The sequence below is a fragment of the Streptomyces crystallinus genome (assembly GCF_039521265.1).
GTDB lineage: Bacteria > Actinomycetota > Actinomycetes > Streptomycetales > Streptomycetaceae > Streptomyces > Streptomyces crystallinus.
The window spans coordinates 320238-333321 of record NZ_BAAACA010000034.1 but is presented as its reverse complement, the minus strand read 5'-3'; the positions used below and the strand labels follow the sequence as shown (position 1 = coordinate 333321).

General features: G+C 69.1%; 13 protein-coding genes and 1 pseudogene. 8 read left to right on the top strand and 6 right to left on the bottom strand.

Features of this window, described 5'->3' with window-relative positions:
* The first annotated feature begins 925 nt into the window (after positions 1–925).
* The gene (locus ABD236_RS24205) at positions 926–1801 is read left to right on the top strand and encodes a glutathione S-transferase C-terminal domain-containing protein (RefSeq protein WP_344076685.1); all 876 of its coding nucleotides are present in this window, start codon (positions 926–928) and stop codon (positions 1799–1801) included.
* Between the two features lie 40 nt (positions 1802–1841).
* On the opposite strand, the gene ABD236_RS24200 is transcribed toward ABD236_RS24205, so the two are convergent.
* Positions 1842–2684 carry a helix-turn-helix domain-containing protein gene (locus ABD236_RS24200; RefSeq protein ID WP_344076683.1) on the bottom strand — a complete coding sequence of 281 codons (843 nt, stop codon included), beginning with the start codon at positions 2682–2684 and terminating at the stop codon, positions 1842–1844.
* Positions 2685–2817: 133 nt separating this feature from the next.
* On the opposite strand from ABD236_RS24200, the gene ABD236_RS24195 reads away from it, so the two are divergent.
* Positions 2818–3513 carry an SDR family NAD(P)-dependent oxidoreductase gene (locus ABD236_RS24195; protein WP_344076681.1) on the top strand — a complete coding sequence of 232 codons (696 nt, stop codon included), beginning with the start codon at positions 2818–2820 and terminating at the stop codon, positions 3511–3513.
* A gap of 34 nt (positions 3514–3547) precedes the next feature.
* Here the strand turns inward: ABD236_RS24195 and ABD236_RS24190 are convergent, their stop codons facing one another.
* From ABD236_RS24190 to ABD236_RS24180, 3 genes are all read right to left on the bottom strand, one after another.
* Entirely contained in the window at positions 3548–4378 is an 831-nt protein-coding gene (locus tag ABD236_RS24190; RefSeq protein ID WP_344076679.1) for a hypothetical protein, read from the bottom strand.
* A gap of 200 nt (positions 4379–4578) precedes the next feature.
* Positions 4579–4974 (bottom strand): DUF2267 domain-containing protein, encoded by a 396-nt coding sequence (locus ABD236_RS24185; protein WP_344076677.1) that lies wholly within the window; start codon positions 4972–4974, stop codon positions 4579–4581.
* Positions 4975–5076: 102 nt separating this feature from the next.
* Positions 5077–5508 carry an Hsp20/alpha crystallin family protein gene (locus ABD236_RS24180; RefSeq protein ID WP_344076675.1) on the bottom strand — a complete coding sequence of 144 codons (432 nt, stop codon included), beginning with the start codon at positions 5506–5508 and terminating at the stop codon, positions 5077–5079.
* 129 nt (positions 5509–5637) lie between these two features.
* On the opposite strand from ABD236_RS24180, the gene ABD236_RS24175 reads away from it, so the two are divergent.
* The 4 genes from ABD236_RS24175 to ABD236_RS24160 all read left to right on the top strand — a co-directional run bounded on the left by ABD236_RS24175 (position 5638) and on the right by ABD236_RS24160 (position 9415).
* Positions 5638–6267: a type III effector protein gene (locus tag ABD236_RS24175; RefSeq protein ID WP_344076673.1), complete on the top strand. Its 630-nt coding sequence runs from the start codon at positions 5638–5640 to the stop codon at positions 6265–6267.
* Between the two features lie 204 nt (positions 6268–6471).
* Positions 6472–7005 (top strand): RICIN domain-containing protein, encoded by a 534-nt coding sequence (locus ABD236_RS24170; protein ID WP_344076671.1) that lies wholly within the window; start codon positions 6472–6474, stop codon positions 7003–7005.
* A gap of 267 nt (positions 7006–7272) precedes the next feature.
* Positions 7273–8478, top strand: a complete 1206-nt coding sequence (locus ABD236_RS24165) for a PP2C family protein-serine/threonine phosphatase (protein ID WP_344076704.1) — start codon at positions 7273–7275, stop codon at positions 8476–8478.
* A gap of 613 nt (positions 8479–9091) precedes the next feature.
* Complete coding sequence (locus ABD236_RS24160; protein WP_344076669.1) at positions 9092–9415, top strand: MerR family transcriptional regulator; 324 nt, start codon at positions 9092–9094, stop codon at positions 9413–9415.
* Between the two features lie 275 nt (positions 9416–9690).
* On the opposite strand, the gene ABD236_RS24155 is transcribed toward ABD236_RS24160, so the two are convergent.
* Both ABD236_RS24155 and ABD236_RS24150 read right to left on the bottom strand, forming a co-directional pair.
* Positions 9691–10092, bottom strand: a complete 402-nt coding sequence (locus tag ABD236_RS24155; RefSeq protein ID WP_344076666.1) for a YybH family protein — start codon at positions 10090–10092, stop codon at positions 9691–9693.
* A gap of 243 nt (positions 10093–10335) precedes the next feature.
* Positions 10336–11259: pseudogene (locus tag ABD236_RS24150) on the bottom strand (MFS transporter); the annotation flags it as partial.
* Between the two features lie 183 nt (positions 11260–11442).
* Between ABD236_RS24150 and ABD236_RS24145 the strand changes: the two are divergent.
* Together ABD236_RS24145 and ABD236_RS24140 are read left to right on the top strand one after the other, a co-directional pair.
* A complete protein-coding gene (locus ABD236_RS24145; protein WP_344076664.1) occupies positions 11443–11568 on the top strand; it encodes a hypothetical protein in 126 nt (41 codons plus the stop codon).
* 399 nt (positions 11569–11967) lie between these two features.
* The gene (locus tag ABD236_RS24140) at positions 11968–12747 is read left to right on the top strand and encodes a calcium-binding protein (protein ID WP_344076661.1); all 780 of its coding nucleotides are present in this window, start codon (positions 11968–11970) and stop codon (positions 12745–12747) included.
* Positions 12748–13084: the final 337 nt, after the last annotated feature.

Sequence of the window (13084 nt, the reverse complement as noted above, 5' to 3'; positions counted from 1 at the left end):
CGCCGACAGCTTCTTGGCGTCGGTGGCGACCTGGGCCTTCTGGCCGTCGTCGGACTTCTTGTCGGAACCGTAACTGCACGCGGCGAGCAGCAGGGGGAGGGCGGTGAGAGCGGCGAGGGTGCGCAGCGTGGTGAGCGTGAGCGGTCTTGCGGCAGACACGGAGGTGTCCTCTCAGGGAAGGAGCGGGTGATCAAGGAGATGGGGACGTGCGTGCTGAGGTCTCAGATCGACCGACAGATCGAACTGGACGAAAGGCCGAAGTCGATGTGACGGCGCGAGGTCAGCACGGGCAGTACCCGGTTCGCACAGCTGAGCGCTCCCACGGCCACCCCCGTCATCCCTAGTTTTCCTACCTGGTTGGCAGGGATCGTGGCAGAAGGTGGCCCCCACCCCAAGAGGGTGTCCGCATGTTGGATGTCCGCATCTCAAGGTCTGAGACGAGGGGTGATCGGCCCAGCTGTCGGCGGGTTTCCCGGTGATCGGGGCCCGGCCGCCCGGTGACGGCCGTCAGCCCGTGGGCCGACGCCGACCCGGTCAGGGGAGCCCGTGATGTCACGAAGACTGTGGGAACGCGCCCCCTTGACGAGGCCGGGCCGTGGCCGGACACTCCAGTACGGGAAATCCTAGTGAACGGGTAGGGAAAGATGGACTGCTCTGTGCGGGACCTCGGCCGACGAGCCGCCCGCGTCGCGGTCCGGCCACTGCCCCTGCTGACATCCCGCCGCCATATCGACCTGCTGCGCGTGTGCAGTGCGGCGAATTCCCCGCAAGGCGAAGGCTCCACGCCTCTTCACGCCTGACCCCCATGCCGCCGCCGCGCCCCGGTCCTGACGACGGGTGACGCATCCCGGTCGTGCCACGGCCGCCACGCAGCCGTCGCCCCCGTATGTCCGTATGCCCATGACCGTGCACTCCAGGGAGACGTATGTCCGCCACATCCTCGACCACAGTGCCGTCCTTCCGGGGCAGGATCGGCTGCGACGCGCGCAGCGGCTACTACGCCGCGCCGCAGCGCTACCGGCTCCACCTCTCGCTGTCCTGTCCGGACTCTCTTCAGATCGCCATCGCGCACAGCCTGCTCGGTCTGGGCGACACCCTCCCGGTGACGCTGCTGCCCTCCCTGCCTGACGCTTCGGACGGCGGACACCTGGCGCTGCGCCCGTTGTACGAAGCCAGCTCGCATCTGCATCCGGGGCCTGCGGTGGCACCGGTGCTGAGCGACAACTGGACCGGAACGATCGTCAGCACTCACACATCCGACATCCTGCGGGACCTGGCCCGGCGGTTCGCCGGGCCGGGGCCCGATCTCTACCCCCGCGGCGCCGAGGAGGACATGGAAGTCGTTGTCCGGCTCTGCGACGAGAGCGTCACCGTGGCGGCCCAGAGCGCCGGGCGGTGCGACAGCGACTCGGCGGCACGCGAAGCCGCGCTGGCCACCCTGCTGGGGGCCCTGCACACACTCGACCGGCGGCTGGCCTCGCGCGAGTACGTGCTGGGCGGCGAACTCACCCTCGCGGACGTGTGGTTGTGGGTGACGCTCGTACAGCTGGACCTCGTACACCGCCACCACCTGGACGCCGCCGCCGTGCACCGCATCACCGAGCACCCCCATGTATGGGCGTACGCCCGGCGGCTGGCCGCGCACCCTGCCTTCGGCTCCCACCTCGACCTGGAGGGCATCGTGCGCAGGCACCACGCGCACTGCCAAGGCATGGAGGCGGCCGGGGCGGCGGTGCAGATCGTGGACTGGCTGGCGTACGCACCGCGCGAGGGGGTGCGGACCGTGCGGCAGTGCCGCTGAACGGGATCGGCTGGAGCGCCCTGTGAGGGGCGCTCCTTGATCATTCGCTCATGGTCTGGGTGCCGATGACGTCGAGGAGCCGGAGCCGGTCGGCGGCCTCGCTGCCAGGAGCGGCGGAATAGGCGACGATGCGCAGGTCGCTGCCGGGGGCCATCAGCACGTCACAGTCGAAGGTGATGGCGCCGACATCGGGGTGATGGATGGTCTTGCTGTCCGACTCGTGGACGCCCACGATGCCCGTGTCCCACAGGCGTACGAAGTCGGTACTGACACCGCGCAAGTCCCTGATAAGGGACCGCAGATCGGCATCGGCGGGATAGCGGGCGGTCGCCGCCCGGAGATCGCCGACCACGGCCGCTTCGAAGCGGGCCTCCTGCTCGGGGGTGTGGCTGACCCGGCTGGGCAGACCGGCGAAGTGCCGCCAGACGACATTGCGCTCGCGTCCGCGCAGCGCGGACAGGTCTCCGAACAGGGCGGCCCACAACGGGTTCCACAGAATCAGGTTCCAGGCGGCGTCATGCACGCTCAGCGGTGAGCCGTCCAGCTGATCGAGCAGCCTTCGGACCCCCGGTGGTACGTGGGCCGACAGTTGCGTGGGACCCGGCGCCGGCTGGCCCGCGAGGAGGAACAGGTATTCACGCTCGGCTGCAGACAGCCGCAGGGCACGGGCCAGCGCGGACAGGACCTGCGCCGACGGGGAAGTGGACCTGCCCTGTTCCAGGCGGGTGATGTAGTCCACCGACAGGCCGGCGAGCTGGGCCAGCTCCTCGCGGCGCAGTCCGGCGGCCCGGCGTACCCCGCCCGCGGGCAGTCCGACCGTGGCAGGGGCGATTCGGTCCCGCCAGCCATGCAGGGCTCTGCCCAGTTCCCTGGATTCGTTCACCGCCCCAGTATCGCGCCGCCGCGCCCGGACAGCCTGGTACTGCTGGTCCACTGGCTGAGGCGGGCACTGTCTGTTCGTCTGCGGTGCGCCGAGGGTGGAGACATCACCGACCACCGATCACCGGAGCGAGTACATGACCACTACATTGATCACTGGAGCGAACAAGGGGCTCGGTTTCGAGGCGGCTCGTCGTCTGATCGAGGCCGGGCACACCGTCTATGTGGGGGCACGCGATGCCCACCGTGGCCGTACGGCCGCCGAGACGCTCGGCGCCCGCTTCGTTCAACTCGACGTCACCGACGAGGATTCCGTGAAGTCCGCAGCCGAATTCCTCCGCGAGGACGCAGGCCGTCTCGACGTCCTGGTCAACAACGCCGGGATCGTGGGCGCGCGCAAGCCGGTCGGCGAGGTCACCGGGGCCGACATGCTGACCACGTACGACACGAATGTCTTCGGTGTCGTACGGGTCACGCACGCCTTCCTGCCGTTGTTGGAAGCAAGCGACGCCCCGGTCGTCGTCAACGTCAGCAGCGGTCTGGGCTCGCTGGCCGCGTGTGCCGACCCGAGCCGGGTGGAGTTCCATGTGACCGCGCTGGACTACAACTCGTCCAAGACCGCGCTGGTCATGGTCACCTCGCAGTACGCCAAGGTGTTCCCCACCGTCCGGTTCAACGCCGTCGACCCCGGCTACACCGCCACTGCCCTCAACGGCCACCAGGGCACCCAAACCATCGAGGAGGGCGCGGAGATCATCGTCCGCATGGCCTCCATCGGCGCCGACGGCCCGACCGGCGGCTTCTTCGACAGGACCGGGCCGGTCGTCTGGTAACAGTCCGGTCATCAAGCGCGGGCGTCCGAGTCGGTCAGCGGGGATCCGTTGCGTCGCCCTCGGCTGGGCCGGGGGCCGCCGCACTGTCGGCGGCCCGGCCGGCGGCTCGTTCCGCGCGGAGTTCTTCGGCGACCTCGTGCGCCCGGGCCGGGTCGTAGACGGTGACCGAAGTGCCAGGGCTGTGCATCGCGGATGCCCGGGGCGTGTACCGATAGCCTTCGACGCCGCGCTGGGCGGCTATGTTGTCGACTTCGCCGACGGGTACCCGCCACTGCTCGGCGGTGTGGGACGGGGTCCACCACTCGTCCGGCCGCAGGAAGTCACGCTTGACCTCCGTCTGACGCTCCACCGCTACCTGGACCGGGCCGAGCTGTTCGGTCAACCAGCTGGTCAGTGCCTGTGCGTCGACCCGAGAGAGCGGTGCGGACGTCGGCGGTTCGCACTCCACTTTCTCGCTGCGGGTGTGCCACACCACCTTGATCGACTGTCGCTGCCCCAGGCTGAGTCGTTCGATGACGACGACTCGCTGCAGATCAGCCATCGCCATGGTCGACGAACGCAGAAAGCGGGCGATCACGAGCTGAGCCGGGGTTTCCATGGTGCGGAGCTCGACCCACCGCACCGTCGTGGAGACCGTCACGTACATCGTGGCCACGGTGAGCAGGATCGCCGCGACGACGGTGAGCGCCAGGAGGACCCAGAAACTGCCCCAGACGAATGAGCTCCCCGAGATCAGGGCTGCCACCAGAGCGGCCAGCAGAAGGGGGGCCGCGACCATCGACGGGACCATGATGCTCGCGCCGAGCGCGACGGCCAGCTCGCGGGCCCGGCTGGGCACGAACAGCAGCCGCCATCCGGCTGCCATTGGTGACACAACGTCCGCCAGCGGGCCGGGATGCCGAGATTCCATGGCTCAAAGGTAGGCCCCTGCAAGGGAGTTCATAAGCCCACGGCGAGCCGTACCTTCTCCAGGACGGGAATCGCGGGCGATGGCGCGACAGTCCGCCAGGCAGGTGTAGAGGCGTCGAGCCAGGGTCGGTGGGTGCCGGTGTGCGGCACCAGTAATCAGGTGGGTTGGGGGCGACCGAAGAGCAGGTCGTAGCCGGCGGGGAGCTGGAGCAGGATCTGCCCCAGCAGGTCGTCGCCGGCGGTGTCGGCGACCGTGGACAGCACGGCGCTGACGTCCCACGTCGCGGTCTGCTCGGTGGCGCCCTCGATCCAGGCCGCGGTCGCCCGCACGAACCGCTCCGGCGGCAGCGGCTCGGCGCTCTGCAGCGGGTTGAGCAAGATCAGGGCGAATTCCTCCGGCAGGCGTGCCGCGAGCAGCGCGCGAACCTCGCCGACCAGGTGTGCGCCGAGCAGGGCGAGCACCACGCGGGCCGCGCGCTCGGCTTCCTCCACGGTGCCGTACTCGCCGCGTTCCTTGACGTGGTCGAGAAACGCTTCGCGTCGCAGTGCCATCTCGCCGTCACCCCTCTTTGTTCCTTGGCCGACTCAGGGGGGTGTGGAGGACGGGGTGAAGGGGAGATCAGGTGCCCGTCCTCCGCACCGGTCCGGCCGGTGTCAGCCGGAGATTTCCTTGTGGCCGTTCCCGACGCCGATGGAGATCTTGCGGGGCTTGGCGCGCTCGGCGATCGGGATGCGCAGGGTCAGTACGCCCGCGTCGTAGTCGGCGTTGATGTGCTCGGTGTCGAGGGTGTCGGCGAGCACGATCTGGCGGGAGAAGACGCCCAGCGGCCGCTCGGACAGTTCCATCTGTACGTCGTCGGCCTTCACCACCGGTCGGCGCTCGGCCTTGACCGTCAGCATGTTCCGCTCGACGTCGATGTCGATCGCGTCCGCGGTGACACCGGGGATGTCGAAGGCCACCACGTACTGGTCGCCCTCGCGGTAGGCGTCCATCGGCATCGTCGCCGGCCTCGACCAGGTCCCCGGGCCAAGCAGGTGCTGCGTCATCCGGTCCAGCTCACGGAAGGGGTCAGTGCGCATCAACATCGTGAAAACACCTCCAGCAGGTCCAGGCAGTTACTGCCAATGCGCCTCACTGACACCGTTGTAACATGTCATCCAATGGATGACAAACATGATGTCGTCTACTCGATGACATACCCCGGGAGGTGTTCCGTGACCCCGGCCGATCAGCCGTCCACGACCGGCACCGGCGCCCACAGCCCGGCGTCGTTCCTCGCCGCCGCGGCGGCCCTCAACGCCATAGACGACACCCTGCGCGAAGCCCAGCAGGAGGCCCCGAACGCTTCCGATACCGGGCCGGAGCCCGAGCAGGCGCTGGCCTCGCTGATGCTGTTGCGGCAGGTGCGCGAGCAGCTCGCCGGCTGGGAGACCGGCCTGATCGAGACCGCCCGCGACGCGGGCGCCAGCTGGGCCGACCTCGCCCCGCCCCTCGGCGTCGCCAGCCGCCAGGCGGCCGAGCGCCGCTACCTGCGCGGCCGTCCCGGCCCAGCCGGGACTACCGGCGAACAGCGCGTGACGGCCACCCGCCAGGCCCGTGCCGCCGACCGCACCACCGCCGCCTGGGCCCGCCGCAACGCCGCCGACCTGCGCCGCCTCGCCGGACAGATCACCGCACTCACCGACCTACCCGCCGCGGCCCGCCGCCCGCTCCGCGAACTCGACGCGGCCCTCGCCCACGACGACCCCGCCGACCTCATCGCCCCGCTGACCGCGACCCGCCCCCACCTGGCCACCGCACACCCCGACCTCGCCGCCCGGCTCGACACCCTCACGGCTCCGTAGTACCGGTCAGCCCCGTAGTACGGGTCCTCGCTGGCCGCCCGCCCGCGACGCCGGCCGTGCCTGTGGTGCATGCAATCCATATAAACGTATGAATGCACCCTTCGAGTGAAATATGCGTCTGGCATCTGTTCATGGTTGGTGCCCCGCGCTGTTGTGGACTTGCTCCCCGGGTACGGGGGGCTCGCAGAGAAGAAGGGTTTCGCCATGAACCTCAACTTCCGAACGCGGCGGCCTGGGCTCGTCGCCGCTGCGGCCTTAGGCGCCGTCGTCCTTGCCTTCCCGTCGGTGACGGCCTCCGCCGCCGGGGACAGCACGTCCCACGCCCCGGCGAAGGCACCGGCTGCGGTCACTGCCTCGCTGGTGAACGGGGTGGCCGGCCGTTGCATGGACGACCCCGCCTTCGCCACCGCCGATGGCACGCAGATCGCTCTGTGGGACTGCAACGGCGGTGCCAACCAACGCTGGACGACCTCCGGGTCGGGAACGGTCACCATCGGGGGGAAGTGCCTGGACGTGGCCGGCGGTCCCGCCGGTGCCCAGACGCACGGCACCCGGGCAGTGCTCTGGGCCTGCAACGGCTCACCCAGCCAGAACTGGACTCTCACGGGCCAGCCCGCGCAGATCAGGAACGCTTCAGGCCTGTGCCTGGACACCGCCATGGGCGTCGGCGGCAACGGCGTGCCCCTCGTGGTGTGGGAATGCGTCGGGCCCAAGAGCCAGGCGTGGACCGTGCGGTGAGGCTTTCCCGCGTCCAACGCGCCCCGCAGTCCCTGGCGGTAACGGCGTAACAGTGTGATGAGGGTGCGGTACGTCCGGACGTACCGCACCCTCATTGCGCGTTAGCGCTGGGACACCGTGCCGCAGAGCCCAGAGCGCGGGTTGGCGGAACACCTGCACGTTGCTTTCCGAGGCGTAACACGTCGCTTTCCGAGGCGTACAAGAAGAGAGACCGTGATTGTGGGGGCCGGGCGGGAAGGAGATGACGAGACCCTTTTGGAGGCTGATGTGGCGGGTGAGCGGATTGGACTGGCGCAGGTGTTGGCGGCTGCCGAGGCCGCCGCGCCAGTGGACTCGTTGGATGTGGTGGCGCGCAATCTGCGTGAGCGGTTCGGCGCCCGGTATGTGTCGTTCCTGTTCGTCGATATCGTCGGCCGGCGCTTGCTGCGGGTCCACGACACCGCCACCCAGCAGCAGGAGCACCGCGCTGAGCAGGTGCCGCTCGCGGGCAGCGGCATCTACGACGAGGTGCTGCGCGACCAGCGCCTGGTCCTGGCACCGGACAGGGGGGAGGGCCGACGGGTGCTCGCCCCCGTCACGAACCGCGGCGACGCCATCGGAGTCCTGGAGCTCTTCCTGCCCCACATCACCGGGGATGTGCTGGAGCAGGTGGAGGAGGCGGCGCACGCGTTGGCGTACGTCATCGTCACGGACCGGCGCTTCACCGACCTCTACCACTGGGGCAACCGCACCACCACGGTCAGCCTGGCGGCCGAGATCCAGCGCCAGCTCCTGCCCGCCGCCTCCTGCTGCGAAGCACCCCAGTTCACGCTGGCGGGCGCCCTGGTCCCGGCGTCCGACATCGCCGGCGACACCTACGACTACAGCGTCGACCAGAACACCCTGCATCTGTCGATCACCGATGCCATGGGCCACGACACCCAGGCTTCGCTCATGGCGACCCTTCTCGTCAATGCCTCCCGCGGTGCCCGCCGCGCCGGAGAAGACCTCGCCGAACAGGCACGCCAGACCCACCTGGCACTGCGGGAGCACGGCAACCGCACCTTCGCCACCGGCCAGCTCCTGCGCATCGCCCTGGACGGCAGTGGCGCCCACCTCGTCAACGCCGGCCACCCGAGACCGCTCCTGCTGCGCGAGGGCGCGGTCACCGAGCTGCCCCTGGCCGTGGACATGCCGTTCGGGGTCGACCATTCCTGCCACGGCAAGTACCTGGTCCAGGACCTCGACCTGCGCCCGGGGGACCGGCTCCTGCTGCTCACGGACGGCATGCAGGAACGCGAGGCCCAAGCGGTCGACCTGCCCGGCCTGCTGCGCAAGAGCGCCGCCGAGCACCCTCGCGAAGTGGTGCGCACGCTCGTCGGCGCGGTCACTGATGCGTATGGCGGCCGACCACCCCGGGACGACGCCACCGTCCTGTGCCTGGACTGGCACGGCCCCATACCGGCATCCGCACAGACGCCCGCGGGGGACTGATCCCGCCTTCAGGCCCACTGACAGGTCGACCCGCCAGCTACCAGATCGCCCACACGAGAAAATCTATGTCGGCCGGAGTAGACTTTGGGCGCTGATCCAGTTAGTGTTTCTCTCGTAACCGAGGTCACGCAAGGCCCGGCAGAGACGAACTGCCAGGCAGTGGTACCCGCAGTACAGGTAGGTGTAGTACGCAAGACGGTTCGACGGTGGAGTTCCGAAGCCAGAGCGGTTGCAGGACGGTGACGGGACTGACGGCCGGACCGGGTGGCCCGCAGTGATCAGGGGCCGCCACGAGCAGTACCGCAGTAGCAGTAGGTGCAGTTCGCAGTACCAGCAGTAGGTAAGTGAGTGATTCCAGAGGAAAGAACGGAGGAGCTCCAGCGCCATCAGGATCGCCCGGGCGGCCGTCTGAGCCCGGGTACCGCAGGACATCGATAGTGAGGTGGTCTCCGGTCAAGCAACCGCGATCCCCGCATTCCCGACAGCAACTGGGTCGGGTCGGCGGAAACACAATGCCGGCGCAGTATCAGGGCCGGTAGATGGTGTAGTTCCTTCGGGGCCCTGGTGCCAATCGGCACCAGGGCCCCTCGACGCGTTCCACAAAGAGGTGCAAATGACAGTAGAGAACTCCAACAGCCGTCTCGACGACGACGACTATCCCGCCTACACCATGGGCCGAGCCGCGGAGATACTCGGCACCACGCAGGGCTTCCTGCGCGCCATCGGGGAAGCCCGTCTGATCACCCCGCTCCGCTCCACCGGCGGCCACCGGCGCTACTCCCGCTACCAACTGCGCATCGCCGCCCGCGCCCGCGAACTCGTCGATCAGGGCACCCCGATCGAGGCCGCCTGCCGCATCATTATCCTTGAGGACCAACTCGAAGAAGCCCAGCGCATCAACGCCGAATACCGCCGCGCCGCCGAATCCAATCCGTAGGACAGCCTTCTTCCCGCCTGCCACGTCAGGTTGATGCCGGTTCCGCCGCTGCCACGGGCAGTGGCGCACGGCCTTCGCTCCCGCGCTGGGTGTCCTGGCGGCTGGCCCTCAGCTGCCGAAGCAGAATTTCGTCCCGGCGGCCCTTCGCGGGTCGCCGGCCTGGGCAGGACGGGGGGATCGCACGGTGACCGCCCCGAGCCGCTCCGGCGGACCGGCCCGGTCCGGCGGTGCGGGCCGCTCGGTCGGCCACGGCCGCCGGAACGGTTCAAGTCGGCTCATTCAGCGGAGTCGGTGGGCTGGATGCCGAACGGATTGTCGATGATGTAACGGTAGCGGCCGTCGCTGCCCCGCCGGACGATGTCGGTGGCCGTGCCTTCGATGTGTACGGGGTCGCCGTCCGGCCCAGTGCCGTCGATGAACCAGTCGTAGATGAGCAAGGCCGTGTCGCCCGCGGTATGAACATGACGCGGTTCCCGGGCGGCGATGGGCACCCCCAGGCTCAGGAAGTCGGTCATCGCCTTTCTGATGTCCTCGCCCCTGACCGGTGTTCCAGGCGCGGGCATGAAGACCGCGTCGGGCTCATACAGCTCCATGCAGGCTTCGATATCGCCGCTGTTGTAGCGGTCACGGAACGCCGCCGGGAAGTCTTCGGCGTGGTCGGGGAGGGGCTCAGGCACCGGCGGTCCTCTCAGGCCGTGCCCGTCGCATGGATACGGGCCGCGACAGACTTGGAGAGGCCAGAATGGCAAAGAGAGTCGCTTTCGCGCGGTTTCGACACGGCGACCAGGAGTGGCCCGGGTTCAGCCAGCGGCTTCGGTTTTCCAGAGGCAGATCCGCGGGCTCGCCCCTCTTCTCGTCCGCACCCGAGGAGGCCGGGCGACCGAAGCAGCCAACGGCGGTCATGCGCCTGCCCTTTCGAGTCAGCGGGAGACAGTGGCGCCGGTGTGCTCAGCGGTGGTGTCTGCCGGCGTCGACGCCGCACCGCCCTGCCGGGAGCGCAGGCCGAAGGCGCTGATGACAGCGGCGATGACGGCTGCTGCGAACGGGACGAGCAGACCGGTGCGGTAGCCGTCGAGCAGGGCTTCGGGAGTCTGCGTGTCGGTGGCGGCCACGCTGACGGCGGTGACGGCCGAGAGGCCGAGCGCGGCACCGAACTGGAAGGCGGTGTAGAGGAGCCCGCCCGCGAGACCCTGTTCTTCCTCCGCGATCCCCTCCGTCGCCACGATGGTGAGAGGGCCGTACGCCAGGGAAAAGGCGAGACCGAGAGCGATCAGGCTCGGGAACATCGTCGCGTAGCTCCAGTCCGCTCCGACCCGCAGGAACAGCCCGTAGGCGAGCACCGCGAGCAGGAGGCCGCCCAGGATCACCCTGGCGTTGCCGAAGCGGTCGACCAGCCGTGGGGTGAGGGTCGGCGAGAGGATCGCGTCGATGCCGATGACCAGCATCGCGAAGCTGGTCTCCAGCGTCGACCAGCCGCGCAGATCCTGGAGATACAGCACCACCAGGAATTGGAATCCGAAGAATCCGGCAGCGAACAGCATCGCGGAGAGGTTGGCCCGCACCAGGGAGCCGCCGCGCAGGATCCCCAGGCGCACAAGGGGCTCGGCGGACCGCCGTTCGATGACGAGGAAGGCCACGAGGAACGCCAGCCCGGCCAGCAACGTACCCACGCTGACGGCCGCCCCGGTATGGGCGGCACGCTCCACGCCCAGCACGATCAGCACGAGGGCAGCGGTGACGGTGAGCGCGCCACCGACATCGATTCGCTTGCCGAGTCTGTCGGGCCGGACCGACCGCGGGACGAACACGAGCGCCGCCACGAGGATGAGCAGGGTTGGCGAGAACACCGGCTGCCGACGCGCACACCCAGCGGCAAACCCATCGGACAGGGACCGTCCGTCACCAACTTCCAGGAGGCACTCACGCTCGTCGCGGGTGGCAAGGGAGCCTTGCTCGCAGGGGCCCACATCGCCCTCTACCACGGCCGTCCTGGAATCTCCTATGTCCCCGTGGAGGGAGACACGCCTGTGGGATATGGCCTGATGTGGCGGTCCGACGGTGGCACCCGGGCGATAGAACTCTTCGGCCGTATGACCCACGAGATCGCGCGGACCATGGCAGCCACCGGGACCTGGCGGCACGTGACCGAGTGACGCTCTCGAGGTGCGCGTCGCGGGTACGTGGCCACCACATGACCGTACGGTGGCCACGTGGTGGCCACTTGGCCCGAGATCTGGCCACGAAGGCCGCAGCTGCTTCCGCCGGGCTCTGGGGTGCGGCATTACCTCGCGTACCTGCGTGAGCGGCCCGGCTCCGGGTTGAACGGCGCTCGCGGGCCGTCCGGGCGCTGGACCGCACCACCGCGCGTCGCTGCGCACGCCTCATGTTTTCAGCCAAATCGTGCGCACACTTCAAGCGTCGGTGGTGGTGGCGCCCCGAGCGTCGACGGCGCCTTCCCCCGCTCAAACGCCATCCGGCGGACCCTCGCACTTGGTCCCGCGCGGTTGCCCCGTATACCCGTATATCGGTGACCGGGCGGAGAGGAGCCTGTGATGTATGCGATTCCCCTGCGTCGTGGCATGGCCTGGGTGGCCGCCGTGGCGCTCATGTCCATCGGGGTGGTCGGGCTTTCGGCCACGACCGCTTCCGCCCTGCCCGCACAGTGCACGGGCACGGAGACCAACGGCAACGACACCATCAACTGCCCGTTCCTGCTGCCCGGCCAGACCATCAACAGTCTCGGTGGCAACGACACGATCACCATCGTGCTGAACGCCAGTGGCAATGTGAACTCCGGCGCCGGCAACGACTTCATCTCGGCGGGCAGCGCGGACGGCGCGGCGTTCGACACCGGGATCGGTGACGACACGGTCCAAATCCTCGGCAACTCCCTCGGGACGATCAGCACGGACGGCGGTGACGACCGTGTCACCGTGACAGGCAACGACTCCGGCAACATCGACACCGGCGGCGGCGCCGACCGTGTCACCGTTCTCGGCACGGTCGCCGCGGACGCCATGCACCTCGGCCCCGGAGCGGACTTCGCCAACCTCAGCACCGTCAGCCTCAGCGACAGCGCCAGCATCCACGGCGACGACGGTGACGACACCCTCACCGTCGGGGTCTGCACCCTGAGCACACTGGCGGGCGAGGGCGGCGGCGACACCATCGACGTCGTCGACTCCAACGACTGTACGGTCGCGGGCGGGGCGGGCAACGACAACCTCCACGTAGGCGCGGAGGCCACCGGCACCGTGGACGGCGGTAGCGGCACGGACACCTGCGCCGAGGACCTGCCCTTCTTCGGGACCGAGAGCAGCTGCGAGATCTGATCCCGAGCCCCGGCCCGGTGGCCTCTGCCCCGAACGCCGGGGCCGGGCAGCGGACCCCGAGCGCTCTCTGCAGGGGTTGGTCGGGTGGGCACAACCCGACCAACCCCTTTGCATTTTATTGAGCTCGAGGGTCAGGCTCCGCGTTCGTAGTGGGGCTGGTCGGGCTGGGGGGTGGCGTACAGCATCACCCGCCCCATGCGGAAGAGTCGCACCCGCCGCTCAGGACGCTTGCGCTCCACAGGGGCGACGTGACGATACCCACCCGGAATGAACGGTGGCTGGTTCGACGGCAGGGCCTCGGCTGATTACGCCGCCAACCAACGGGCACGAGTGATCC